General features: G+C 40.9%; 25 protein-coding genes. 4 read left to right on the top strand and 21 right to left on the bottom strand.

Annotated elements, in window-relative coordinates:
* Nucleotide 1 precedes the first annotated feature (1 nt).
* A complete protein-coding gene (gene miaE, locus PR767_RS18385; protein WP_004913866.1) occupies nt 2-766 on the top strand; it encodes a tRNA isopentenyl-2-thiomethyl-A-37 hydroxylase MiaE in 765 nt (254 codons plus the stop codon).
* 79 nt (nt 767-845) lie between these two features.
* Here miaE and rpoS read toward each other — a convergent pair whose 3' ends face one another.
* The 15 genes from rpoS to cysJ form a co-directional block, all read right to left on the bottom strand.
* Entirely contained in the window at nt 846-1,832 is a 987-nt protein-coding gene (gene rpoS, locus PR767_RS18380) for an RNA polymerase sigma factor RpoS (protein ID WP_102140104.1), read from the bottom strand.
* Nucleotides 1,833-1,886: 54 nt separating this feature from the next.
* Nucleotides 1,887-2,957 (bottom strand): murein hydrolase activator NlpD, encoded by a 1,071-nt coding sequence (nlpD, locus tag PR767_RS18375; RefSeq protein WP_109912008.1) that lies wholly within the window; start codon nt 2,955-2,957, stop codon nt 1,887-1,889.
* Nucleotides 2,958-3,264: 307 nt separating this feature from the next.
* On the bottom strand, nt 3,265-3,891 hold the full coding sequence (locus PR767_RS18370) for a protein-L-isoaspartate(D-aspartate) O-methyltransferase (RefSeq protein WP_004913875.1): 627 nt from the start codon (nt 3,889-3,891) through the stop codon (nt 3,265-3,267).
* Nucleotides 3,888-4,649 carry a 5'/3'-nucleotidase SurE gene (surE, locus tag PR767_RS18365; RefSeq protein WP_110732228.1) on the bottom strand — a complete coding sequence of 254 codons (762 nt, stop codon included), beginning with the start codon at nt 4,647-4,649 and terminating at the stop codon, nt 3,888-3,890. The genes PR767_RS18370 and surE overlap by 4 nt, the downstream gene beginning before the upstream one ends.
* On the bottom strand, nt 4,627-5,685 hold the full coding sequence (gene truD / locus PR767_RS18360) for a tRNA pseudouridine(13) synthase TruD (protein ID WP_272520730.1): 1,059 nt from the start codon (nt 5,683-5,685) through the stop codon (nt 4,627-4,629). Before truD ends, surE begins: the two co-directional genes overlap by 23 nt.
* A complete protein-coding gene (gene ispF / locus PR767_RS18355; RefSeq protein WP_004260732.1) occupies nt 5,651-6,163 on the bottom strand; it encodes a 2-C-methyl-D-erythritol 2,4-cyclodiphosphate synthase in 513 nt (170 codons plus the stop codon). Before ispF ends, truD begins: the two co-directional genes overlap by 35 nt.
* Nucleotides 6,164-6,172: 9 nt before the next feature.
* The gene (gene ispD / locus PR767_RS18350; protein ID WP_004913881.1) at nt 6,173-6,910 is read right to left on the bottom strand and encodes a 2-C-methyl-D-erythritol 4-phosphate cytidylyltransferase; all 738 of its coding nucleotides are present in this window, start codon (nt 6,908-6,910) and stop codon (nt 6,173-6,175) included.
* Nucleotides 6,911-6,977: 67 nt separating this feature from the next.
* Nucleotides 6,978-7,265 carry a cell division protein FtsB gene (gene ftsB / locus PR767_RS18345; protein ID WP_004260736.1) on the bottom strand — a complete coding sequence of 96 codons (288 nt, stop codon included), beginning with the start codon at nt 7,263-7,265 and terminating at the stop codon, nt 6,978-6,980.
* Between the two features lie 160 nt (nt 7,266-7,425).
* Nucleotides 7,426-8,034: an adenylyl-sulfate kinase gene (gene cysC, locus PR767_RS18340; RefSeq protein ID WP_109912005.1), complete on the bottom strand. Its 609-nt coding sequence runs from the start codon at nt 8,032-8,034 to the stop codon at nt 7,426-7,428.
* Between the two features lie 5 nt (nt 8,035-8,039).
* A complete protein-coding gene (gene cysN, locus PR767_RS18335) occupies nt 8,040-9,482 on the bottom strand; it encodes a sulfate adenylyltransferase subunit CysN (RefSeq protein WP_272520729.1) in 1,443 nt (480 codons plus the stop codon).
* Nucleotides 9,483-9,518: 36 nt separating this feature from the next.
* Nucleotides 9,519-10,427 (bottom strand): sulfate adenylyltransferase subunit CysD, encoded by a 909-nt coding sequence (cysD, locus tag PR767_RS18330; RefSeq protein ID WP_004913887.1) that lies wholly within the window; start codon nt 10,425-10,427, stop codon nt 9,519-9,521.
* Nucleotides 10,428-10,440: 13 nt separating this feature from the next.
* Entirely contained in the window at nt 10,441-11,853 is a 1,413-nt protein-coding gene (cysG, locus tag PR767_RS18325; RefSeq protein ID WP_248445561.1) for a siroheme synthase CysG, read from the bottom strand.
* A gap of 497 nt (nt 11,854-12,350) precedes the next feature.
* The gene (gene cysH / locus PR767_RS18320) at nt 12,351-13,085 is read right to left on the bottom strand and encodes a phosphoadenosine phosphosulfate reductase (RefSeq protein ID WP_110732230.1); all 735 of its coding nucleotides are present in this window, start codon (nt 13,083-13,085) and stop codon (nt 12,351-12,353) included.
* A complete protein-coding gene (gene cysI / locus PR767_RS18315; protein ID WP_272520728.1) occupies nt 13,082-14,815 on the bottom strand; it encodes an assimilatory sulfite reductase (NADPH) hemoprotein subunit in 1,734 nt (577 codons plus the stop codon). The genes cysH and cysI overlap by 4 nt, the downstream gene beginning before the upstream one ends.
* A complete protein-coding gene (gene cysJ, locus PR767_RS18310; RefSeq protein WP_272520727.1) occupies nt 14,815-16,620 on the bottom strand; it encodes an NADPH-dependent assimilatory sulfite reductase flavoprotein subunit in 1,806 nt (601 codons plus the stop codon). Before cysJ ends, cysI begins: the two co-directional genes overlap by 1 nt.
* 344 nt (nt 16,621-16,964) lie before the next feature.
* Here cysJ and queD point away from each other — a divergent pair, with 344 nt between their 5' ends.
* Both queD and PR767_RS18300 read left to right on the top strand, forming a co-directional pair.
* Nucleotides 16,965-17,330, top strand: coding sequence for a 6-carboxytetrahydropterin synthase QueD (queD, locus tag PR767_RS18305; RefSeq protein ID WP_272520726.1), 366 nt, complete (start codon nt 16,965-16,967; stop codon nt 17,328-17,330).
* A gap of 361 nt (nt 17,331-17,691) precedes the next feature.
* On the top strand, nt 17,692-18,309 hold the full coding sequence (locus tag PR767_RS18300; RefSeq protein WP_004913904.1) for a YagU family protein: 618 nt from the start codon (nt 17,692-17,694) through the stop codon (nt 18,307-18,309).
* A 65-nt stretch (nt 18,310-18,374) separates the two neighbouring features.
* Here PR767_RS18300 and queE read toward each other — a convergent pair whose 3' ends face one another.
* Nucleotides 18,375-19,046, bottom strand: coding sequence for a 7-carboxy-7-deazaguanine synthase QueE (gene queE / locus PR767_RS18295; protein ID WP_109911999.1), 672 nt, complete (start codon nt 19,044-19,046; stop codon nt 18,375-18,377).
* Between the two features lie 178 nt (nt 19,047-19,224).
* Between queE and PR767_RS18290 the strand changes: the two genes are divergently transcribed.
* A complete protein-coding gene (locus tag PR767_RS18290; protein ID WP_198641343.1) occupies nt 19,225-20,592 on the top strand; it encodes an amino acid permease in 1,368 nt (455 codons plus the stop codon).
* Between the two features lie 76 nt (nt 20,593-20,668).
* Here PR767_RS18290 and megL read toward each other — a convergent pair whose 3' ends face one another.
* The 5 genes from megL to PR767_RS18265 all read right to left on the bottom strand — a co-directional run bounded on the left by megL (nt 20,669) and on the right by PR767_RS18265 (nt 25,128).
* Nucleotides 20,669-21,871, bottom strand: coding sequence for a methionine gamma-lyase (gene megL / locus PR767_RS18285; protein ID WP_272520725.1), 1,203 nt, complete (start codon nt 21,869-21,871; stop codon nt 20,669-20,671).
* 15 nt (nt 21,872-21,886) lie between these two features.
* The gene (locus PR767_RS18280; protein WP_272520724.1) at nt 21,887-22,279 is read right to left on the bottom strand and encodes a hypothetical protein; all 393 of its coding nucleotides are present in this window, start codon (nt 22,277-22,279) and stop codon (nt 21,887-21,889) included.
* Between the two features lie 13 nt (nt 22,280-22,292).
* Nucleotides 22,293-23,480, bottom strand: a complete 1,188-nt coding sequence (locus PR767_RS18275) for an NAD(P)/FAD-dependent oxidoreductase (protein WP_272520723.1) — start codon at nt 23,478-23,480, stop codon at nt 22,293-22,295.
* 215 nt (nt 23,481-23,695) lie between these two features.
* A complete protein-coding gene (locus PR767_RS18270) occupies nt 23,696-24,241 on the bottom strand; it encodes a DUF1287 domain-containing protein (protein WP_375372867.1) in 546 nt (181 codons plus the stop codon).
* A 95-nt stretch (nt 24,242-24,336) separates the two neighbouring features.
* The gene (locus PR767_RS18265; protein WP_004913919.1) at nt 24,337-25,128 is read right to left on the bottom strand and encodes an endonuclease/exonuclease/phosphatase family protein; all 792 of its coding nucleotides are present in this window, start codon (nt 25,126-25,128) and stop codon (nt 24,337-24,339) included.
* Between the last annotated feature and the right edge of the window lie 315 nt (nt 25,129-25,443).

Raw genomic sequence — 25,443 nt, 5'->3', positions numbered from 1 at the left:
CATGGATGAATACTCACAGTTACTTGCGCCAATCCGCCAGTTTCTACAATGTGAAACGCCTGATTTGTGGGTAGAAAAGGCCAGTTTGCCTGAGAACTTGCCCATTATTTTAAAAGATCATCTGTTATGTGAATTAAAAGCCGCGCAAAGTGCCATGTTTTTAATTCGCAAGTATGCTGTCGATAAAGAAAGTGCTGCAGTGCTACTTGAATGGTTTAAACCTTATGAATCATTTGCTTATGACAGGGTTGGTGACATCCATACATTAAGAAACAAAAATCAGGTTTCTAAACAAATATTGGCAAAAAAACAATCACCTTATAGCCAAGATTTAATTGATAAAATGGTCTTGCTGATCAAAGAAGAGCTTCATCATTTTTACCAAGTTTTAGAGATTATGCATGAACGTAATATTCCATATGATGGTATCACTGCAGGCCGTTATGCTAAAGGGTTGTTGAGCCATATCGACCCTCACGATCCAAAAACCTTAGTTGATAAACTAATTATTGGTGCTTATATCGAAGCGCGTTCTTGTGAGCGCTTTGCTAAACTAGCCCCATTTCTTGATGAACAGCTGGCAAATTTTTATATTTCGTTATTACGCTCAGAAGCTCGCCACTATCAAGATTATTTACACTTAGCGCAATTAATTAGCAAACAAGATATTACTGAGCGAGTTAATTATTTTGGTACTATTGAAGCAGAATTAATTTCGACACCTGATGATGATTTTAAATTTCATAGTGGACTCCCCATTAACTAAGTTCATTCTTTATTACTTATAAATAAAAGGCCCCTATAAACCTTAGCTTATAGGAGCCTTTAGCTATCTAATTAACACCTTACATATTAAATAGCGACTCTAGGGTCAACTCTTCACCATGTAAAATATCCTTTAATCGCTTTAAACCTTCAACTTGGATCTGGCGAACACGTTCTCTTGTTAACCCAATTTCACGGCCAACTTCTTCCAGAGTTTCAGCTTCATAGCCTAAAAGCCCAAAACGTCGTGCTAAAACCTCCCTCTGTTTTGGGTTCAATTCATATAACCACTTAACAATATTATCTTTTAAGTCATTATCTTGAATTGTATTTTCTGGACCTGAATCATTATCATCAGACAATACCTCAAGCAAAGATTTCTCTGAGTCCCCTGCAATTGGTGTATCAACAGATGTGATACGTTCATTTAAACGTAACATCCTACTGACATCTTCAACAGGTTTATCTAGCTGCTCAGCGATCTCTTCAGGGCTTGGCTCATGGTCCAACTTTTGGGCTAATTCACGTGCAGTACGAAGGTAAATATTGAGTTCTTTAACGATATGAATAGGAAGGCGAATAGTTCGAGTTTGGTTCATGATAGCGCGTTCGATCGTTTGACGGATCCACCACGTTGCATACGTTGAGAAGCGAAACCCTTTTTCAGGATCAAACTTTTCAACTGCGCGAATCAACCCAAGGTTCCCTTCTTCAATCAAATCGAGTAATGCAAGACCTCGATTATTATAACGACGTGATATTTTTACAACGAGACGGAGGTTGCTTTCTATCATACGCTGTCGTGATGCAATATCACCACGCAATGCACGTCTTGCATAGAAAACTTCTTCTTCTGCTGTAAGGAGTGGTGAGAACCCAATTTCACTAAGATAAATTTGAGTGGCATCCAGAACACGCTGATTTGTGTTCTGGAGTAAATCCATTTCGTCATCTAGCTCAGTAACCAGATCCTCTTCTTTAAACTGACTCTCGTCAAAAGTGTCATTTAAATTACTTTCATCGAGGTCATTATATAACTCGTTAACTTTCAGCGAACTTTGGCTCATCAGTGACTCCTACCCTAGATAATGCGGACAGAATGTCAAAGCACTCTGCCCAGTTTATCGTTGCGGCAAATAGCGCAACGGGTTTACTGATTTTCCCTTGTAACGAATTTCAAAGTGTAATCTAACTGAACTGGTTCCAGTACTACCCATAGTAGCTATTTTTTGACCTGCAGTGACGTCCTGCTGATCACGCACAAGCAATGTGTCATTGTGGGCATAAGCACTTAGGTAGTCATCGTTATGTTTTATAATTATTAGATTTCCGTATCCACGCAAAGCATTACCTGCGTAAACGACTTTTCCTGGCGCAGCAGCGAGCACAGCTTGACCACGAGAACCGGCTATGTCTACCCCTTTGTTCCCGCCTTGAGCGTCAGAGAAACCTTCAATCATTTTCCCATCAGCTGGCCAACGCCATTTTATTGACGAATTATTCGTGCTACTGACTGCGGTAGAAGCGGTTGTTGTCGAGGTTGTTGTTGTCGTTGAAACTTGCGTTGCAGGTTTCTTATTATTAGGCAACATTTTACCTGAGGTTTGACCACCACTATTTGCAGGATACTCATTAGTTGTTCGAAGATCAACCGCTTGCTGATGACTATTTGATGAATTTGCGGCTAATTGAGTGCTCGAGTTCACATTTGTGTTACCAATATTAATAACCTGTCCTACATTGAGGCTGTATGGTTCTGGAATATTGTTTCGCGATGCTAACTCACGGAAATCATTACCTGTTAAGTATGCAATATAGAATAGTGTGTCACCACGCTGAACCGTATAACTATTGCCACTATAGCTACCTTTTGGAATACTGCCATAGTCGCGGTTATAGACAATCCGCCCTTCACCATTGGTTGTTACCGGTGCTGAGCTACGACTTACAGGTTGTGTATTTGAATTATTCGATATATTAGGACGAGACGACGGCATTGCCGTGCTCATACCCGTATTTGGTGACGAGGCCGGTGTCGTCCTTTGCACCGTTTGCTGGCGAGACTGACTATCATTCACACTCGAAATAGGTGCTGCTGTATGATACGGTGTAGAACAACCAGCCAATAGCGCTCCGCTAAATGAAAAGATGACGGCCCATCGAATTCTGCTTATAGGGCTAACAATTTTCATGCTTCTTCTCCCGTGAAGAAAAATCTGACGTGACAATTCAAAACAATGTCAGCAATAGAGTTATCATAAAATATTTCACTTATTAAAGCAGAAATACAAAATAGTGAACAAGTTAAATATATTAAAAATATAATAAATTGAGAGTATGACCTAACGCTTTAAGCTATTCTCTCAAATTCAGTTGGGTAAAGTATCATATTTGGAATGGTTTTACTGCTATTTGAGTTAATGAAACCTTTGCAATGATATTTTATTTAAACCCATTATAAAAATAGTCAGGCTTTTATTAAATATCATTGCAAGTAGATTAAAGAAGATCACCCGCGATCAATGGGACAAAACGAACTTTTTCGATAACATTAGTATGGTAATCATTACCTCGTCGGGTAATTAGCTTTAGTGCTTGTTCTTTATCACCGACAGGTAGAACCATTCGCCCACCATCTTTTAATTGCCCTAATAGTAGAGTTGGTATTTCTGTTGGTGCTGCAGTAACAATGATGGCATCAAAGGGGCCTTTTGATTGCCAACCTTCCCAACCATCACCATGACGAGTTGAAACATTGTGTAAATCAAGTTGCTTCAAGCGCCGTTTAGCCGCCCATTGCAAGCTCTTCACCCGCTCAACAGAAAAAACGTGCTTAACCAAGTGAGCCAATACTGCGGTTTGATACCCTGAACCAGTTCCTATCTCAAGAACGTGATCATCCGGTGCTAAAGCCAATAGCGCTGTCATTTTAGCAACAATATAGGGCTGTGAAATAGTTTGCCCATGACCAATAGGTAATGGGATATTGTCATAGGCTTTATGGGAGAGCGCTTCATCCACAAACCGTTCCCGAGGAACAAGTGAAATGGCATCTAATAGGCGCTCATCGTGAATTCCCTGTTGGCGTAATTGAGCCAAAAGTTCTTTCATGAGCCCTGTTTTCATTGTACTGACACTCCTGATTTTTCGAGCCACTCTTCCACTAGTGAGTGTGCTTTATAAGCGGTTAGGTCAACTTGTAATGGCGTAATTGAAACGTACCCATTTTGTACAGCCTCAAAATCCGTTCCCGGACTGGCATCACGGATCTCCCCAACTGGCCCTAGCCAATACAATGTATTCCCTTTTGGGTCCTCTAGGCTATACACCTCAGAAGCGGCATGACGACTGCCACAGCGAGTGACTTTGATACCTTTAATTTCTTCGTACGGGATATCCGGTACATTTATATTTAAGATATTCCCTGCACGCAATGGGTTCTTCTGTAAGAGCGCAAGAATATCGCATGTCACTTTCGCCGCACTTTCATAATGCGTTTCGCCATCTAACGATACCGCAATTGAAGGTAAACCTAAATGACGGCCTTCAGTTGCCGCTGCAACAGTACCTGAATAAATAACATCATCCCCTAAATTAGGGCCACAGTTAATACCAGAGACAACAATATCAGGACGTGGACGTACTACTTTATTAACCCCAATATAGACACAATCTGTTGGCGTTCCCTCTTGTACAGCAAGGTCACCATTAATTAGTGTTTGAATTTTAAGTGGTTTATCTAATGTTAATGCATTAGAAGCCCCACTACGATTGCGATCAGGCGCAATCACCTGAACATGATAATATTGGCGTAGCGCTGCCGCGAGGGTTTGAATCCCGGGCGCATTTACCCCATCGTCATTACTCAATAAAATCTTTAGCATCGACATTATCCTGCCCATTTTGATTAATAATTTCTCTCACAACACTGGTTGCAAAACAACCTGAGTTTAAGAAAAAATTCAGTTTTACCGCCGAGTCGTCCAACCATTCCCACTGTAAGTTTTTAGGTTTAGTTATCACCGCTCGTCTAGCTGGAGAAACTCGTTCACGCTGCATTAAAGAGATAAAGGGTTGATAATCCGCTAAACACTGAGTTTCAAATGCCAGTGCTTCATCCTGAGTTCCCAACTCCCCATCACCCGGTAATGGCGCGGTAATGCTTAATTCGTTGGACTCTAGGCGAGGTTGCAATGTAGCAAACTCATCTTGTGTCGCGACAAACCAACTTCCTCTACCGGTTAATTGCAATGCGTCTCCCAACATCACGTGTTGAGCGGTATTATTTGCAATACGTTCGCTTGCCACATGGTTAAACATTGCACTACGAGCAGCTGAAAGATAGAAGCTACGCTTGTTGCGTTCACGTACGTTGGTTTCTTGGTTTGCCCAACGTAACGCTTGCGTTAAATTTTGTCCATCACGCCCAAAACGTTGTTCACCAAAGTAATTAGGCACCCCTGTTAATGCAACTTTCTGTAAACGCTGTTCAACATCTTTTGCATCCGAAATATCACGCAACGTTATTTCAAACTGGTTTCCTTTCAAGGAACCAATACGTAATTTGCGTTTTTGCCGAGTAACAGCCAGTATTCGGCAGCCTTCGAGTTGCCAAGTCGAAAAAACAGGTGTTTCTTTACCCGGCATTTGCAGGCAAAACCACTGCTCTGTCACTGCATGCCTATCTTTTAAACCTGCGTAACTGACAGCTCTCGCTGAAATTTTAGCAAATTTTGCTAGTTGTTCAGCAACAAACACGGTATTACAGCCTGTTTTTTCCACACGAACCATAACATGTTCGCCTTCGCCATCTAGCTCAAAGCCTAAATCTTCTTTGACGATAAAATCTTCAGGGACACTTTTTAACGTGCCAGAAGATAATGGCTTACCATGCAGGTACTGAACATTCATTACTTTCATTACTATTATCTTTTATTAAAAGAACAACCGCAGCACAGGCAATGCCTTCTTTACGCCCCACAAAACCGAGTTGCTCTGTTGTGGTCGCTTTCGCATTCACATCATCCATGTGGCACTCAAGATCTTCGGCAATATTCACACGCATCTGAGCGATATGAGGCAACATTTTTGGCGCCTGAGCCATGATAGTAATATCAATGTTACCAATGCGATACCCTTTGGCACGCACATGGCAAAATGCGTCTCTCAATAAGACTCGGCTATCCGCCCCTTTATATGCAGGGTCCGTATCAGGGAATAATTTACCAATATCCCCCAGTGCAGCAGCGCCGAGAATTGCATCGGTTAACGCGTGTAAGACCACATCACCGTCAGAATGCGCGAGCAAACCTTGTTCATAAGGGATACGCACGCCACCAATGATGATAGGGCCTTCGCCACCAAATTTGTGTACGTCAAAACCGTGTCCGATTCTCATTTTTTTTCCTTAGTTGTTCATTCTTGAAAGATAAAATTCCGCTAAAGTGAGGTCTTCTGGGCGCGTCACTTTTAAATTATCAGCGCGGCCAGCAACTAACACAGGTTGGTGGCCGCAATATTCTAGCGCAGAAGCTTCATCGGTGATCACTGCGTTTTCTTTCAAGGCTTTACTTAGACAATCCCGTAATAATATTAACGGAAAAAATTGTGGTGTAAGGGCATGCCATAACGCTTCACGTTCAACGGTATGGTCAATTAATTGGTTGGCTGTTGAACTACGTTTCATGGTATCACGCACTGGGGCAGCGAGGATCCCACCACAACAATTTTGTTCCGCTGCTAATTGAATAATTTCATTTAAATCTGATTGATGAAGGCAGGGACGCGCTGCATCGTGCACTAATACCCAGCAATCTGAAAATTGGGGATTAGCAATTAAAAAATCCAGTCCCGCTAATACTGAATCGGCGCGTTCTTTGCCACCAATAACCGTCGTCACTCGAGGGTCATTAGAAATTTCAAGTTGTTGAAAATAATCATCTTCCGCACTCAACGCAACCACAATTTCTTGCACTTTATCATTTTCTAGCAATGCGCTGATGGTGTGCTCAATGATTGTTTTACCTGCAACCTGCAAGTATTGTTTTGGGCACTCTGCATTCATACGGCTACCTACCCCAGCAGCAGGAATCAGTGCAACAATTCGCGGAAGATTATTTTGTGGGGCATGGTTTGGATTTGTCATTGTTGAATTCTTACATCAGAAATTATCAGGCTAATGGGTATACTATTTTGACATCATATTATTGTGTCTATTTCTGGTTATTACTTTCTTTAACCATTCGATAAAATGACTCTCCAGGTTTGATCATCCCAAGCTCTGTTCGGGCTCGTTCTTCAATCGCATCTTGGCCATCATTTAAGTCGTTGATTTCAGCGAATAGCTGTTCATTACGCATTTTTAAGCGCGAATTTACAATTTCCTGAGCGGCGACATCATCTTTGACTTGTACGTAGTCATGTATGCCATTTTTGCCTAACCATAAGGAATACTGTAACCAAGCTAATATCGCAATTAATAGTAGCGTTAATTTACCCATCTTGCCCCCTGAAATGATTTGCTAATCATCCCATAACTCAACGATTGACGCTACTGTGATACTAAAATTGTGCTAAAAAGTCAGATTAAGTCGGGTTTGAATACGCAAAATACCGCCTTATTTTACCATCAGATAAAATAAAGGAGGTATTTAAGCTGTATTAATAATCTAGCTGAATGACATGATTGCGCAATAAAAGCGCAATGATTTGGGAAAGGGAATCCGAAATGGGTTGTTGTCCATCCAGATGCAGCTCAGGGTTTTGAGGTATTTCATAAGGGGAATCAATCCCCGTGAATTGTTTTATTTTTCCTTCCCGTGCTTGTTGATATAACCCCTTGGGGTCTCGCTGTTCACAAATACTTACGGGGGTATCCACGTACAACTCAAAAAATTGCTCAGGTTCAAATAAATCACGAACTTTTTGTCTATCCGCTTGGAAAGGCGAAATAAATGCGGTCGCAACAATTAACCCTGCATCAACCATTAACTTCGCCACCTCCCCCACTCGACGAATATTTTCTTGCCTATCGGCCTCATTAAACCCTAAATCACGGCATAAACCATGGCGAATATTATCGCCATCCAATAAATAGGTTTTCATTCCCATGGACGTCAATTGGTGCTCTATTGCCCCTGCTAATGTCGATTTCCCAGAACCTGATAACCCGGTGAACCACAACACAGCACCTTTATGGCCATTATTACTTTCACGTAATTGGCGAGTTACTTGATGTTGGTGCCAAACAATATGGTTTTCTTTTGTCATCCGTATTATTTCCCACCCAATACATCACGCGCACCCCAATGTGGGAAATGGCGGCGTACTAATTTGTTTAGCTCAATTTCAAATTCACTAAAATCACTGGGTTGATCAAAAACAGGGGCTTGTGTTTCGCGGACTAAACCCGCGCCAACCGTCACATTTGTGAGCCTATCAATAAAAATCATTCCACCAGTGTCTGCATTGCGTTGGTAGTTTTCCAGTAACAATGGCTCATCAAAGGAAAACTCGACTAAACCAATCCCATTCAACGGCAGCTCTGTCGCTACTTTCTGGGTTAAATTATTGATATCAACTTGGTATTGAATATTTTCTACTTTTGCTCGACTGCGTTTTCCCGCAATTTTAATATCAAGTTGTTGGCCTTGAACTAATGGCTGTTCAGACATCCACACGACATCGACAGAAGCATGCTGCGTCGTTTGTAAGGTTTCATCTTGTGCAACAATTAAGTCGCCACGACTAATATCAATTTCATCCTCAAGTACTAATGTAATCGCTTCCCCCGGTATAGCAAAATCTTGTTCCCCTGAAAAAGTCACAATTTCTTTAATTGCTGAAGTGGCGCCTGATGGCAACACTTTGACCTTTTGACCCACTTCCACGATCCCTGCTGATAATGTCCCGCTGTATCCGCGAAAGTCTAAATTTGGGCGGTTCACATATTGCACAGGGAAACGCAAAGCTTGCTCCGAAGCTTTTTGTTCCACTTGAACATTTTCTAATATCGATAATAGCGTATCACCTTGATACCACTTAAAATTATCGCTAGCATTTACAATATTATCGCCATCTAGGGCTGAGATCGGTACAAACCAGACCGTTAAATCCACAGGCAACTCCATTGCAAACTTTTGGTAATCCTGCTTTATTTTTTCAAAAATGGCTTCACTGTAATCCACCAGATCCATTTTATTGACGGCAACAATAATATGGCGGATCCCAAGCAATGTACTAATAAAACTATGGCGACGCGTTTGTTCCTGTACCCCTTTTCGAGCATCGATCAACAAAATAGAAAGTGAGCAAGTTGATGCCCCTGTCGCCATATTGCGCGTATATTGCTCATGGCCGGGGGTGTCCGCAATAATAAATTTGCGCTTTTCTGTTGAAAAATAACGATAAGCCACATCGATGGTGATCCCCTGCTCACGTTCAGCAGCAAGGCCATCCACCAGCAGAGCAAGGTCAAGTTTTTCCCCTTGAGTCCCTATCCGCTTACTATCACTTTGCAAAGTTGACAGTTGGTCTTGGTAAATTTGGCGAGTATCATGCAGTAAACGGCCGATTAAGGTACTTTTACCATCATCCACATTACCGCAGGTTAAAAAGCGTAATAATCCTTTATGTTGCTGCGCCAATAAATAAGGTTCTACACCACCTTGCTGTTCAATTTGATGAGCGATTGATTCATTATAAACGGCTTGTGCCATGATTTTTCTCCTGACTTTGCGTATTAACCTTGCCCACTAAAAATAACCTTGGCGCTTTTTCAACTCCATCGAAGCGGATTGGTCGCTATCAATCAGCCGCCCCTGTCGCTCACTCGTCGTAGAAATCAACATTTCTTCTATAATCTCAGGCAGCGTTTGTGCTTCTGATGGCACAGCTCCCGTCAGTGGCCAACAACCTAATGTTCTAAAACGCACTTTTTGCTGACTAATGACTTCACCCGCTTGTAGGTCAATACGGTTATCATCCACCATTAACAAAGTACCGTCCCGCTGAATAACTGGCCGTTCTTTTGCAAAATACAGGGGAACAATATCGATGTTTTCCAAATAGATATATTGCCAAATATCGAGTTCTGTCCAATTTGATAGTGGGAAAACACGAATACTTTCCCCTTTATTGACCTGCCCATTATAGTTATGCCACAGCTCAGGCCGCTGGTTTTTAGGGTCCCAACGATGAGATCGGTCACGAAAAGAGTAGATCCGCTCTTTTGCGCGTGATTTCTCTTCATCACGACGAGCACCGCCAAATGCAGCATCAAAACCATATTTATCCAAAGCCTGCTTTAAGCCTTCAGTTTTCATAATATCGGTGTGCTTAGCACTGCCATGTACAAACGGGTTGATCCCCAGCTTTTCTCCTTCAGGGTTACGATGAACAAGTAGCTCAAAACCGTATTTTTCTGCTGTTGCATCACGAAACTCGTACATTTCACGAAATTTCCACCCCGTATCAACATGTAAGAGAGGAAATGGCAGTTTTCCCGGATAAAATGCCTTGCGTGCTAAATGGAGCATCACAGAGGAATCTTTACCAATAGAGTACAGCATGACTGGGTTAGCAAATTCGGCGGCAACTTCACGAATAATATGAATACTTTCTGCCTCTAACTGCTGTAAATGAGTCAATTTTTTGTCGTTCACGATAGCCCCTTACTTAAGCCAGTTCCAATACGGCACTGCGCCATCTGATGTCTTCGGTTTGAGAACCAAACCACGCGAGTTGTTGGTGCAATGCAGCTACTTCACCAACCACTATCAAAGCAGGAGCGGGTGCCTGCTGTGCTAATACTTCAAGCTCGTTTAATTTGCCAGTCACTACTTTTTGTTCACGCCGAGTGCCACAGCCGATAACAGCAACAGGGGTATTTTCAGCACGGCCGAATTGAATCAACTGTTCGCTGATTTTCGCGGCCTTTACGGTGCCCATATAGATAGCTAGCGTTTGGTTCCCTCGAGCAAGCGCCTGCCAATCAAGTTCCATTCCATTTTCACGACAATGACCTGTAATAAACGTAATACTCTGTGAATGCTCGCGGTGAGTCAGCGGAACCCCTGCGTAAGCGGCTGCACCAATCGCCGCTGTTACACCAGGAACCACTTGAAATGGGATCCCCGCTTGTGCCGCAACTTGTAGCTCTTCTCCCCCTCGCCCAAACACAAAAGGATCACCACCTTTCAGGCGCACCACTTTTTTACCTTGTTGAGCAAATTTCACGATCAAAGCATTGGTTTCTTCTTGGGAAACACTGTGATTTCCTGCGCGTTTCCCAACACAAATTTTGTCAGCATCGCGACGAACTAGTTCGAGTATTTCTTCACTCACCAGATGGTCATACAAAACCACCTCTGCACTTTGTAAAACTCGCAACCCTTTTAACGTCAGTAGCCCCGCATCTCCCGGACCGGCACCGACTAAGGTTAATTCGCCATGGTTATCAGGTTCATACAATTGACGTTCCAATTGTTGTTCCGCTTCACTGAATTGCCCTTTTTCAACTAGCGAAGCAAAACGTCCACTGAAACTTTTTTCCCAGAAGCGCTTCCTTTCACGCATACTCGTTAGTGTTTCTTTGACTTTATGACGCCAGCGGCCGGCTATTTCCGCCATTTTTCCCAAGGAAGTTGGTAGCATCGTTTCCAGTTTTTCTCTAAGTAAACGAGCCAAAACAGGTGCCGTCCCTCCTGAAGAGATCGCCACAATCACCGGGGAACGATCAATAATAGAAGGTACAATAAATGAACATAACGGCTGGTCATCAACCACGTTAACGAATACTTTCCGTTCATTAGCGTCATAGAAAACGGTTTCATTCAGTAATGCATCATCTGTTGCTGCGATAACTAAAAAAGCATCATCTAAATGAATGGATTGGTAATCTTCAGCTAACCAAACAAATTTATTTTGTTGGTGCTCCGCTTGTAACTGCATACATAACGTCGGTGAGATGATCACTAAGTCAGCTTGTGCTTTTATTAGCAATTCTGCTTTTCGTGCTGCGACAACACCGCCGCCAATTAACACGACCTTTCGCGTGCGGACATCGACAAATAATGGTAAATAATCCATCTTGCTCACCCATCGTTATATAAACTGATTATAAGAAATATAAAATTGACTATATGGCTTCAAACAATAGGTTTGAAATGACAAAAAGCTCTTTCTTGTAACTGAAAGGAATAAGCCAAATAATCATCACAACCCTGATAGAAAATCGATAAATACAAATAAAAAATAAAACTTAGATTAAATTTAACAAGTTAACTAATTACTGATTTAATTTAATAATTAGCTTGAAATACTTTTTTAAATACAAAAGTATTCCTTTGTAATTAAACAAATATTTTATTTATTTAGTTATTATTTGCTTATATTCAATACCCTAAATAATTCGAGTTGCATGTAGACAACAACGCTGCGGCTTGAATTATGACTAAATTAATACTCTAAATAATTCACGTTGCAGCTAGGCGGCAAGTAAATGAGTCACTAGGAGCATACACTAGTATGTGACTAGTGCGAATGCACGTAGCCAACAACGCTGCGGCTTGAATTATGACGAGTATTTAGTTTTCATGCAGCCCGCATTCACGCTTTAATCCAAAAAAACGAGTATCTTCTTCATTCATTCCCTCTTCCCATTTGCGAGTTGTATGGGTATCACCAACCGATAAATACCCTTGCTCCCACAGAGGATGATAGGGCAAATCATATTTTGTTAGATATTCATAAACTTGCTTATTATTCCAATCAATCACTGGTAAAACTTTAAAAATGCCTTTTCCGATACCTAGCACAGACAAATTTGCGCGGCTTGCTGATTGCTCTCGCCGTAAACCTGAAAACCAAGTTTGTGCCTGTAATTCATGTAACGCGCGCTCCATTGGCTCAACTTTATTCAATTGGTTATAACGCTCAATACCATCAAGCCCTTGCGTCCAAAGTTGACCATATAGCGCTTCTTGCCAAGCAGGTGACTGCTTTGCTCGATACACCTGTAAATTTAAATTCAACTTATCTGTTAACGCCTCAATAAATTGATAGGTCTCTGGGAACAAATAACCGGTATCCGTTAAAATAACTGGGATATTTGGCACAATTTGCGTCACCATATGCAATGTTAGTGCCGCTTGGATACCAAAGCTGGAAGACAACACAAACTCTGCGGGTAAATATTCAATCGCCCACTCAACCCGTTGCAATGCATTCATAGCTTCTAACTGGGAATTAAACTCCGCGAGATAAGCGACTTGTTGGGGCTTATCGAGTGCGGTGAGTGTTGCTAGCTCAAGTCGACTCATACCGCCTCCTTTACCTCATAAAAATCGATGGCTGAATTCAATACCGGTTTTACGACATTGGTGCGAATAAGAAAATCGCCAAACCCTTCGTCAGGCAAGCGTGCCTTTGCCCAGTCACCGATTAATTCATCTAAAATGGTTAGAATTTCCGCACTGCTAATATTTTCACGATACATGCGTGGAATACGAGTACCAATGCGATTTCCACCTAAATGTAAGTTATATCTATCAATAGCTTTACCGACCAGCCCAACCTCTGCCAACATCGCTCGCCCACAGCCATTAGGGCAACCCGTTATCCGCAAAACGATATGTTCATTGGCCACTTGATGAGAGGCCATAATACTTTCCACCTGACTAATAAATTCAGGTAAAAAGCGTTCGGCTTCCGCCATCGCGAGCGGGCAAGTTGGAAATGATACACAAGCCATGGAGTTTTCACGTTGCGCCGTTATGTCATCACTCATTAACCCATGAGATCTGGCAATCGCTTCAATTGCCGCTTTTTCACTTTCAGGCACCCCCGCGACAATTAAGTTTTGGTTTGCCGTTAAACGAAAATCACCTTGATGAATACGCGCAATTTCGGCCACACCGGTTTTTAATGGCTTATTTTCTAAATCAATTAATCGACCATTTTCAATAAACAATGTTAAGTGCCAGCGATTATCAATCCCTTTGAGCCAGCCAATTTTGTCACCACGTTCAGTGAATTGATAAGGCTGAATGGGCTCAAAAGTTACACCAGAGCGCCTTTCGACCTCTGCTTTGAAAGTATCGACTCCTACACGTTCAAGGGTATATTTGGTTTTTGCATTTTTACGTTCAGTTCGATTGCCCCAATCCCGTTGAGTGGTGACTATCGCTTCTGCAATGGCTAATGTTTTGTCTAATGGAATAAACCCAAACTCACTGGCTAAGCGAGGAAATGTTGTGGTATCCCCATGAGTCATAGCAAGGCCCCCACCCACCAGCACGTTAAAACCAATCAACTCACCGTTTTGGGCAATTGCGACAAAGTTCATATCATTTGCATGCAAGTCCACATCATTTAGTGGTGGGATCACGACTGAGGTTTTAAATTTTCGTGGCAAATAAGTTTGCCCTAAAATTGGCTCTTCATCCGTTGTCACTATCTTTTCTTTATCTAACCAAATTTCCGCGTAAGCGCTAGTGCGCGGTAATAAATGTTCAGATATTTTCTTTGCCCATTCATAGGCTTGTTGGTGCAATTCGGATTGCACAGGGTTAGATGTGCATAACACGTTACGGTTAACGTCATTCGCCGTTGCAAGGGCATCTAAACCAACATGACTTAGCATTTGATGGGCAGGCTTTACATCCCCTTTGAGGATGCCATGAAACTGAAATGTTTGCCGATTCGTAATACGCACACTGCCATACAGCGTATGCTCCGTGGCAAACTTATCAATATCAAGCCATTGCTTGGGCGTAATTATGCCGCCCGGCAAACGACAACGCAGCATCATTGCATGGCGAGGCTCGAGTTTTTGTTCTGCCCGCTCGGCACGAATATCACGGTCATCTTGTTGATACATACCGTGAAAACGAATCAACAGGAAATTATCACCCTCAAAACCTCCCGTTAACCCATTTTTTAAGTCATCCTTAATGGTTCCACGCAAGTAATTACTGTTTTGCTTCATGCGTTCACTGTCAGCAAGTTTACCTTCGACAATTAAGGGCTTTTGTTGTTGTTCATTGCTCATTAATAAACATCCCTCTGATAACGGCGCATTACGCGCAGCTCACTTAAAAATTCATCAGCTTCTTCACTATCCATGTTCCCGTATTGGCTGACGATATCTAATAATGCCTGTTCGACATCTTTGGCCATCCGGTTTGCATCACCACATACATAGATGTGCGCACCTTCTTGTAACCATTGCCATACTTCTTCACCTTGTTCGCGAAGTTTATCTTGTACATAGATTTTTTCTTGCTGGTCGCGGGACCATGCTAATGAAATATGGGTTAATAAACCGTCTTTGACATAGCGCTGCCATTCCACCTGGTAGAGAAAGTCGTCAACAAAATGTGGGTTACCAAAAAATAACCAGTTTTTCCCTGTCGCACCGTCATTATCACGCTGCTGTAAGAAAGCACGAAATGGCGCGATCCCGGTGCCAGGGCCAATCATGATCACAGGTGTATTTGGGTCTTGTGGAAGACGGAAGTTATCATTGTGTTCAATGAATATGCGAAGTTCATCATCCTCATTTAAGCGGTCAGCTAAGAAACCTGATGCACCACCAGTACGTGCCTTACCATCAATCTCATAGCGGACAACCCCAACCGTTGCATGAACTTCATTTTCTACCTCAGATTGGGAAGAAGAAATCGAGTACAAACGAGGGGTTAGCGGACGCAGTAGGTCAACAAATTCTTGGGCAGTAGGCTGAGATGCCGCTTGGCGTACCATATCGACGATTGGCGTATTTTGTGCGTAGTGCAAAATAGCGGCTTTATCGCTAATCAATGACAACAACGCATCATCTTTTGACAACTGAGCATATTTTTCAACAATTACTGGGGTATTTTGTGTCAGTTCTAATTGATAAATTAGCGCATCGCGTAGTGAATGGCGCTGTGAACCAATAAAGACTTCTTCGTCACCTTGCAACCACAACAAAGCCACCAGCTCATCAACTAAAGCAGGGTCATTATCGAACCAAATACCTAGCGCGTCACCAGGTTGATAACGTAAACCAGAGTCACCGAGATCAATTTCAATATGGCGAACATCTTTTTGCGAGTCTCGACTGGTGATCTTTTGATTGCTCAGAAGTGACGCAGTTAATGGCGCAGTTTTACTATAAGGTGATGAATGAATTTCATTCACACTTCCTGTTTGAGTCGCCAATAATTGGCTATCACTTTGAGCAGGAACGCGAGCTTTTAAAATTTGTGTCAGGTTTTCAACCCACTCACTCGCAATCGCTTGATACTCAACATCGGCATCAATTCGCTCGGTTAACGATACGGCCCCTAATGATGCAAGTCGCGAATCGAAATCTTTACCCGCCTGGCAAAATTTTTCGTAAGAGGAATCTCCCAGCGCAAAAACCGCATAGCGGGTTTGTGATAAATTAGGGGCTTTTTTAGAATGAAGGTATTTATACAATGCAACCGCTTCTTCGGCGGGCTCCCCTTCACCTTGCGTTGACGCTACAATAACCAACACTTTCTCTTGGTTGATTTGCTTGAATTTATAATCCCCTGCATTTACTAAATTCACACTAATTTTTTCAGCAACCAAGCGCTCTCTGAGCTGCTCTGATAGGCGACGTGCATTTCCTGTCTGTGATGCTGAGATAATTGTGATAGTGTCTTGCGTAACTGCAGGCGTACTGACCGATGCATCAACTTGCGTATTTTGATTTACCACTCCCCACAAATACCCAGAAAGCCATGCGAGTTGATGAGATGAAAAATCATCAACGGCCGTCTGTAAACGTGTTAATTGCTCAACAGATATTGGCAGCGCCGCTAATGGCGGCTGTTTTTTTGTCATTATCTTGTAACCCCAGCGTTATTCATCTTTGATTTAAAAAAACGATGCCATGTCATTACCCCAGAAAAGACCGACAACCTAATACCTGCCCATTCCCCCAAATAATTAGGGTAATAAAGCAAAAAATACCGCAGTACCTGAAACATATAGGGTATGCCGTTAGGTTATAACAACCCTAGATAATGGGATAAGAAACGATAGCCATAATTAATAACTAAAAAGCCTAAAGCAATTAACTGATGGATCATATTGATAAAAGCGGTTAACGCTATTTTAGTAATTAAAGATATTTTCACCTAAAAATGCAGTACAATACGCTGTTTATTCACAACAAGGAGCCACATATGAGCACAACAATCTATAAAGATTTCACTTTCGAAGCCGCCCACAAACTTCCTCATGTACCAGAGGGTCATAAGTGTGGCCGACTCCATGGCCATTCTTTCATGGTGCGTTTAGAAATCACTGGTGAAGTCGACTCACATAGTGGTTGGATTATTGATTTCTCCGATGTAAAAGCCGCTTTTAAGCCTATTTGGGAACGCTTAGACCATCACTATTTAAATGATATAGAAGGGTTAGAAAACCCAACGAGTGAGGTATTAGCCCAGTGGATTTGGCAGCAAACTAAGCCTTTACTATCATTATTAAGTGCGGTTACCGTAAAAGAAACCTGCAATGCAGGCTGCGTCTATCGCGGAGAAGCTTAAAAGTTAATGCACTAAAAAAGCCATTTATCATAGGGATACACGCTCCTCAGACCGCTGACTTAGCGGCAAGCCTAATAGGTTTTAAACATAAATGAGGGGCTAAATCCCTATATCCTTACTTTCGACTCATCACTCATCACCAATATCAATGCCCAACGCTGTATAGAAAGCTTCCTGACTGCCTTTTACAGGCTAAATCCTAAAGATCCATACGTTATTAAGGTCGAGATTAAGGCAATAAATCAGTGGCTGATATTCCCCCCTTAACATTAAGGATATAAAAACATTTATTTGACATAGTGCATCAAATTATAACCTGATCTATTATTTATCATTATTTACTTTTAATAAGGCAGGGAAAATGAATCTATTTCAACAAACACCTAAGTCCAGAAGGCGCTATGGGCTGGCAGCATTTATCGGTTTAATTGCAGGTATTGTCTCTTCGTTTGTCAAGTGGGGCGCTGAAGTTCCATTACCCCCAAGAAGTCCAACGGATATGTTTAATGCCGCTTGTTCACCTGAAACACTGATTCGTGCAGCAGAACAAATTGACTGCTCACGCAATTTCCTCAATCCACCTTATATTTTCTTAAGAGATTGGTTAGGAATTGCAGATCCTAACTCTGCAGTTTATACCTTTGCTGGGCACGTTTTTAACTCTGTGGGTGTTACTCACATCATATTTTCTATCGTGTTTGCGGTCGGGTATTGCATTGTTGCTGAAATATTCCCTAAAATTAAGCTATGGCAAGGGTTGTTAGCAGGTGCACTGGCGCAATTATTTGTCCATATGATTTCATTCCCTCTAATGGGGCTCACCCCTCCACTTTTCGACCTGCCATGGTATGAGAATGTGTCAGAAATATTTGGTCATTTAATTTGGTTTTGGTCTATTGAAATTATTCGCCGTGACTTACGTAACCGTATTACTCACGAGCCAGATCCTGAAGTACCATTAAACCAACCATTTAGATAATTTAAAGACCCCCAATAAGCGTTTTCCAGCTATTGGGGGTTACTGCTACGTTATCGCTATTTTTATTATTGAATATCCAAATACTTATGTGTCTGAATCGATAACCGCCAGTTACGTTGAATGCAGGTTGCAATACACAATTTTGTTGCTGCCGCCTTTTGGCTAATTGGCTGCAATGCCACTGATGGAGAGGGCTCGACAGTACGTAATGCTAAAATTTTCTCAAGAGCCTCAATATCTTTTTCGCGAGCAACAGGATGCTTAATTTCATTAGCACGATTTACTGCTTGGCTGATCACCTGTAACCCTCCTTTCATACCGACTTTTGGTGATACGGTAACCCATGTGTTATCTGTGCATTGAATAGGGTATGTGCCGCTAGTTTCAATTTGGCATTGATATCCGTGTTGTTCTAATATCCCAGTCAGTGGCTGTAAATCATAAATACAAGGCTCACCGCCGGTAATAACAATATGCTGTGCGCTGAAGTGTTTTTCTTTCATTAATTGAATCAATGCCTCACCGCTTGCCATGGCCCATAAATCTGAATCAATCGTTTTAAGTGCGATATCCCCTAGGGTCGATTCTTTATCTTGTTCTTTTTCCCATGTTTGTTTGGTATCACACCAGCTACATCCAACTGGGCAGCCCTGTAAACGAATAAACACAGCAGGAACACCAGTAAAAACCCCCTCTCCCTGAATGGTTTGGAAAATTTCATTAATTGGGTATTTCATATCACTCCTAAAATAGTTAGCTAAGCACGCATTATATTGCAGATATCTATCTCACGAACAAGGAAGTTTGTGATAATGTAGCCACCTTAGGGTTCAATAAAGTACGTCCGACTGAATAAACAATACCGAAAGCATATTCGGAACAACATATCGAACGAAGAAAAAGACAGGAAAAGACATGCAAAGTAGTGAACAAAATCAACTCAGAAAGGGGCTGAGTGTTCGGCACATTCGCTTTATGGCTCTAGGGTCAGCGATTGGTACCGGCTTATTTTATGGTTCTGCTTCTGCCATTCAAGCGGCAGGCCCAGCAGTTTTACTCGCTTATATGGTCGGTGGTGCCGCTGTATTTATGGTCATGCGAGCCTTAGGCGAGATGGCAGTGCATCACCCAGTACCCGGTTCATTCTCTCACTACGCTAGCCATTACATGGGCCCCCTCGCTGGTTTTTTGACTGGCTGGAACTACGTATTTGAAATGTTAGTCGTGTGCTTGGCTGATATTACCGCTTTCGGGATGTACATGGGGTTCTGGTTTCCACATGTTGACCAATGGGTATGGGTATTAAGTATCGTGCTATTTATTGGTGCGCTCAATTTATGCCATGTTAAAATTTTCGGTGAAATGGAATTTTGGCTGTCTATCGTGAAAGTCTCCGCAATCATCGCAATGATTGTTGGTGGTACCTTCTTAATGTTCTACGGTTTCGGCCAAGAAACTGACCATGCGGTGGGTATCCAAAATCTCTGGGAACACGGTGGCTTTATGCCTAACGGTATTGAAGGTGTTATTGCATCCTTAGCTATCGTAATGTTCGCCTTTGGGGGTATCGAAGTGATCGGTATTACCGCCAGTGAAGCACAAAATCCAGAAAAAACTATTCCTAAAGCAATCAATGCAGTACCCATTCGTATTTTATTATTCTATGGGTTAACACTTTTTATTCTGATGTGCATCTATCCGTGGAATCAAATTGGTCAGAATGGCAGCCCATTCGTCCAAATTTTTGATAGCTTAGGTATTCAATCAGCGGCAAATATCTTAAATATCGTGGTGATCACAGCAGCCGTCTCAGCTATCAATAGTGACATTTTTGGTGCTGGTCGTATGATGTATGGTATGGCTCAAGACAAGCAGGCACCAAAAGTCTTTACCAAATTAACGAAAAGTGGGGTGCCTTGGGTCACTGTGATGGTGATGTCCGTGGTAATGTTACTCGGCGTGTATTTGAACTACCTACTTCCAGAAAAAATCTTTGTGATTATTGCATCAATCGCAACCTTTGCAACTGTTTGGGTCTGGTTAATGATCCTACTTTCTCATGTCGCAATGCGTCGCCAAATGAGCGCTGAAGAAGTTAAAAATATCAAATTCCCAGTTCCATTTTGGCCGATTGGCCCTGCAATTACTATTGCATTTATGGTCTTTGTTATCGCGCTACTTGGCTTCTTTAAAGATACACAAGTTGCCCTTCTCGTCGGGTTTGCATGGGTCGCTATATTGAGCGTCACCTTCTTTGTCATGCGTAAATTTCAAAAATCTTAATCGACTAAAGTATTCGTAAAGTGAATTTAGGCCCTATATTTATATGATATAGGGCCTTTTGTTACCTATTGTGGTATCAAATGAGCGCTTGCTTAATATCGGCAATCAAATCATTAGCGCTTTCTAACCCAACTGATAAACGAATAAGCCCATCACTAATCCCATACTGTTTTCGTTCCTCAGCAGTGTAAGTAGAATGGGTCATACTTGCAGGGTGCTGAGCCAATGACTCACAATCACCTAAGCTAACCGCACAAGAAAATAGCTGTAGACGGTTCAGAAACTGCTTACCCGCCTCAAGTCCCCCTTTAAGTTCAAAAGCAATCATTCCCCCGGGTAGCTTCATCTGCTTTTGAGCTAATGAGTATTGCGGAAAACTCGGTAAACCTGGATACATAACCTGAGAAACTTCAGATAACGAAGCCAAATATTCTGCAACTTTCTGTGCATTCTCAACCACCCTTTCCATTCTGATTGGCAGTGTTTTCATTCCTCGCAATATCAGGTTTGCATCATGAGGGGATAAACATGCTCCAGTCATATCTTTCAGGCCAACCAATCTGATTTGCTTCGCTAATTCCTCAGTTGTTATAACAGCGCCAGCCATCACATCACCATGCCCATTCATATATTTCGTTAATGAATGAACAACGATATCCGCCCCAAGCTCAAGTGGTTTTTGAATGTAAGGAGTACAATAGGTATTATCTACTGTCACCAATATTTCTTGGTTATTTGCAAGGTTATATTGATGAACGATATTACTCACAGCATTAATGTCAACTAAGCGCATATTTGGGTTTGCAGGTGACTCGAAAAATATCATCTTTGTTTTTTCAGTGAGTTCCTGTGCCACATTATTTGGGTCACTCATATCAATGTGACGAACTTTGACGCCAAATTTAGCTAACCCATGATGAAAGAATGCATATGTGCAGCCATAAACCGTCATATCAACTAACAGCTCATCTCCTGGGCTCAGTAAGGTCCAAAGAGTCGATGTTATTGCCCCCATCCCTGAAGAAAATACAATTGCTGCATCTCCCTCTTCTAAATCAGCCAATCGCTTTTCTAGCAAACTCAATGTTGGATTATTTATTCGAGTATAAATATAACCATTCAATTCACCGCTAAAACAGGCAGCCCCTTCTTCGACATTGTTAAATACGTAAGTTGACGTTTGATAAATAGGAGAAGCGAGTGATCCTAAATTTTCGGCTGCATCATAGTAATTATGTATTACACGCGTATCAAAAGAATACAATTTATCTAATATCATACCACCTCCGAAATATTATCCCTCTTGTGGGGAAGACAATCGAGAACCCATTATTTGCAAGGTTCGTAAAACGGTACTAATTCCACGTAATGTATTTGGATCTTTTAATAAAACATACACCGAACGAAAATTTGGATTTTTACTATTATATCTCTCTTCCATTTTGGCCATATTATAAGCAGTACCTAGCTCCCAGACTGGCGCTAAAGTATCCTCAAATGAGTTTGCCAGTTTCTCTACAGTGCTATTATCGGTAATATCAATAAGGTCAGAAATTAAAGAAAGTAAATCAACAATATTATCTAAACGATTCAACTGTAATAAAGGGGCTAATTTTTCGGCGAAATGATCACCTGATTCAGAATTAAGAAGTTCAATTAGTTTACTTTGATTCTCATTATTCGACATTTTGATTTACTCCTTAAACTAAACCACGAATAGCAGCCCAATAAATACCTCTATTAAAACCATTTCTTAGTAATCCTCCTAATTTAGTTGGAGGCGTAGGAATAACGTCGTGTTTATAATCGTATTGCAAAGGCATCCCTGCCGTTAATCCCATTTGGGCAACAGCTTGAACTCGGCCATCATAAATAGCGGCAGGATAACCATAAATTAATTCTCCGCAAATATTATCAGCTATAATTGCAGCTTGATTATGGCAACTTCCACCTGCTTTACTGATCGGTAAATCAACGGTATCACCTATAACATAAACGCTATCAACACCATAAACTTGCATAGTTTCATGGTCGGTAGGTAACCAACCTTCACCATTATTATGCTCACTTAATCCGGTATTAATAACTGCCTCAACCGCGGTAATTGGCGGAGTACTGATCAATAAGTCGAAATTTTGGTCATCCCCTTCTTTCGAATAAGCTACCTTCTTATCTGGATCAACTTTATCTAAAGTAAACCCTCTTTGTGCTTTAATATTTTTAGCAGTAAATACTTCGGGAATAACTTCACAAACAGGTTGTTGCATAAATAAACAATTACGTAATAATTGTGAAACTGTTGGATAGGTATAAACAATTTCAATATTATCCCTAACTCGGCGTTTACGTAAAAACTCATCAATCATTAATGTTGTTTCCATCGGTGCGATACCACACTGATGAGGTACATTAGGCGTTTCAGGGAATGATACGGTAATAAAAACTCTACCTTTTTCAATCTTAGCCAGTTGGTCAGCTAACTTTCTTGATGCTTCATAAGCATAAAAATGATTACCAATATCTTTTAAACCTTCAATACGCTCTGGTTTAGGCACACAACCTGTCGCAATAACAAGAAAATCATAATTATATTTTTTTCCATCCTTCGAGTTTAGCGCTTTATTTTTAAAATCAAAGTACTCAATTTTATCAATAGCTAACTCTATTTCAGGCCTTAACAACTCTCTTTCTAGGCGACTTAATTCATCTTTAAAGAAGAGATTAAAGGCAACATACATAAATGCAGGTTTATAGTAATGTATTGGATTATCAGTAATTAATGTTATTTTTATTTTTTTGGAAAAAATTTCTTTACTCAATTTTCTGGCAAGTGTATTCGCTAGCATCGTTCCACCAGTCCCACCGCCAACAATAATTATATTTTTCATTACATTAACCACCGTATATATAATTAATTAAGTTTTATACGCTATCCCCATCAGTTATAAATATAGTCCATAGAAAATTAATTCCAATACAATAATTAGGGTATAGTTTAAAAAACAATAAATAAAACTAATCACTTATATATATATAACCTGACGAACAAGTTAGTTATAAAAATTATAATCATGGAAATTATATTACATAAAAATAATTTTATTTAATAAGAATAATGTCCAACAATATCCCAACGAAATAAAACATCTTCAGCAACTTGGCCATATCCTATATTGTGCATAACTAAATAACTTTGTGTACTTGGTGACTTTATCGAAGTTACAACACCGATATGTGGCCGACCATTATCTAAACGCCATGAGACAATATCGCCAGGTACATAATCACTGGCACTCTTTGAAATAGGCTTATTTTTCCCTTTACGTGAAAAAAAAGCCTCTAAATTAGGCACGCGACGATGATCAATATTTGTATCTGGCTTACGTAATCCCCATATACGTTGGCTGGGATATTGGCTAAAGTTTGCTTTCATGTCTTCATGTACTAATTTTTGTAAATCAATACCAATTTTTCGGTAGCTTCGTATAACTACATCAGAACAAACACCATATTGTTCGGGCACATCACCATTTGGATAAGAAATTTGTCGATAAGATGAGTCATAAATAACTAAACGAGGCAACTGTTCAGCATGTTTTGCCAACAATAAGCTAGACCCATTAGCTATTTGTGCAAAAAAGAAAAGAATGTATAAAAACGATGATTTCAATCTGATATTCCCTATAAAAGTAGTTCATCGAATCTACAATTAAATACGAGGGAAAATAAGGGAGATAATCTTAATTACTTAGAAAGCGTAAATTTGGTCATAATAGGGTTATGATCAGAAGCATCTGTTGGTAGTACAATGCTGTTTTTAACCTTCAATCCACGATAAAATACGTAATCTAAAGGGCGCCCAAAGGCCTTAGTACGGTAATCATCATTAAATGCAATTTCTTTTAAACCAACACTACGAATAAACCGTTTTAATGCATTTACTCGTTGCCTGCTCCATGCATTAAAATCACCCGCAAGGATCACTGGGCCAACATGTTTAGCAATATGAATTCCCAGCTTACTTAATTGCCGAGTATAAACATCCACACCAAAGCTGAAGTTAATTGCATGCACATTTGCTACCATCAAATGTTTTCCATTTGGTAACGGATAAACCGTAATCAGTGCAGATTTAGCTAGCCGTAAAAGTGGCTCTTTTTCTCGTAAAGGACAGCAGTATATCGGATGTGAAGCTGCAAGAGTCATCACTCCAGCAGGGTGAGGCGAGAAAGGTAATGCAGGTACTTGATCAGCGATTAATTTATGTGATGCCGCAAAAGATATTAGCTCAGGTGACATTTGAGCCTCTTGCAGCAAGATTAGTTTTCTATCTTTCACTAATTCGTTAAGGGTGTGTTTCCAATTTGGACGTTGCTGTTTGTAAATATTCCATGTAACCACATCTAGAGTTTCGCCCGCTGCAAATAGTGGTAAACCGATTGGAAGTGATTCACCTAACATATGAACAGGCATCGGCTGAATACGTTTAGCGGGCTCACCTGCAATATACCGAACAGAATAGGTTCTTTTCGCCAAATTTGAAGTCCCTATATCACAGAAAAATAATGAAAATCTTACACTTTTTGATTAGTTACTACAGGTAGTATATCAAATTTGAGGTGTTATAGCTTATCAAATTTAACACAACCACCAACTTAACCATAAGGTATCTAAGTTTTACACTAAAACTATAAAATGGATAATATTGAATTAGGTGGCTATTCATAACACTTACCTTCTTTTATCCTCACCCTCTAAATAATACGTGAGTTGTTACTCACTACTTTATATCGTGAGCTGCCATTGACGGTAGTTATATTCATGACTAATGACCCTACGAAGAGGAATAAT

Source organism: Providencia sp. PROV223 (genome assembly GCF_028479245.1).
Classification (GTDB): domain Bacteria; phylum Pseudomonadota; class Gammaproteobacteria; order Enterobacterales; family Enterobacteriaceae; genus Providencia; species Providencia rettgeri.
This window is presented reverse-complemented; position numbering and strand designations above follow the sequence as displayed.

Bases quoted from the DNA above. Each gene is read 5' to 3' on its own strand.
- PR767_RS18280 (WP_272520724.1), bottom strand. From the start codon at position 22,279: ATGTCGAATAATGAGAATCAAAGTAAACTAATTGAACTTCTTAATTCT.
- cysC (WP_109912005.1), bottom strand. From the start codon at position 8,034: ATGACAAAAGAAAACCATATTGTTTGGCACCAACATCAAGTAACTCGC.
- cysH (WP_110732230.1), bottom strand. From the start codon at position 13,085: ATGAGTCGACTTGAGCTAGCAACACTCACCGCACTCGATAAGCCCCAA.
- PR767_RS18275 (WP_272520723.1), bottom strand. From the start codon at position 23,480: ATGAAAAATATAATTATTGTTGGCGGTGGGACTGGTGGAACGATGCTA.
- cysN (WP_272520729.1), bottom strand. From the start codon at position 9,482: ATGGCACAAGCCGTTTATAATGAATCAATCGCTCATCAAATTGAACAG.
- cysJ (WP_272520727.1), bottom strand. From the start codon at position 16,620: ATGACAAAAAAACAGCCGCCATTAGCGGCGCTGCCAATATCTGTTGAG.
- queD (WP_272520726.1), top strand. From the start codon at position 16,965: ATGAGCACAACAATCTATAAAGATTTCACTTTCGAAGCCGCCCACAAA.
- megL (WP_272520725.1), bottom strand. From the start codon at position 21,871: ATGATATTAGATAAATTGTATTCTTTTGATACGCGTGTAATACATAAT.
- cysG (WP_248445561.1), bottom strand. From the start codon at position 11,853: ATGGATTATTTACCATTATTTGTCGATGTCCGCACGCGAAAGGTCGTG.
- PR767_RS18300 (WP_004913904.1), top strand. From the start codon at position 17,692: ATGAATCTATTTCAACAAACACCTAAGTCCAGAAGGCGCTATGGGCTG.
- truD (WP_272520730.1), bottom strand. From the start codon at position 5,685: ATGAAAGTAATGAATGTTCAGTACCTGCATGGTAAGCCATTATCTTCT.
- surE (WP_110732228.1), bottom strand. From the start codon at position 4,649: ATGCTAAAGATTTTATTGAGTAATGACGATGGGGTAAATGCGCCCGGG.
- rpoS (WP_102140104.1), bottom strand. From the start codon at position 1,832: ATGAGCCAAAGTTCGCTGAAAGTTAACGAGTTATATAATGACCTCGAT.
- ftsB (WP_004260736.1), bottom strand. From the start codon at position 7,265: ATGGGTAAATTAACGCTACTATTAATTGCGATATTAGCTTGGTTACAG.
- queE (WP_109911999.1), bottom strand. From the start codon at position 19,046: ATGAAATACCCAATTAATGAAATTTTCCAAACCATTCAGGGAGAGGGG.
- cysI (WP_272520728.1), bottom strand. From the start codon at position 14,815: ATGAGCAATGAACAACAACAAAAGCCCTTAATTGTCGAAGGTAAACTT.
- PR767_RS18370 (WP_004913875.1), bottom strand. From the start codon at position 3,891: ATGAAAACAGGGCTCATGAAAGAACTTTTGGCTCAATTACGCCAACAG.
- ispF (WP_004260732.1), bottom strand. From the start codon at position 6,163: ATGAGAATCGGACACGGTTTTGACGTACACAAATTTGGTGGCGAAGGC.
- ispD (WP_004913881.1), bottom strand. From the start codon at position 6,910: ATGACAAATCCAAACCATGCCCCACAAAATAATCTTCCGCGAATTGTT.
- miaE (WP_004913866.1), top strand. From the start codon at position 2: ATGGATGAATACTCACAGTTACTTGCGCCAATCCGCCAGTTTCTACAA.
- PR767_RS18290 (WP_198641343.1), top strand. From the start codon at position 19,225: ATGCAAAGTAGTGAACAAAATCAACTCAGAAAGGGGCTGAGTGTTCGG.
- nlpD (WP_109912008.1), bottom strand. From the start codon at position 2,957: ATGAAAATTGTTAGCCCTATAAGCAGAATTCGATGGGCCGTCATCTTT.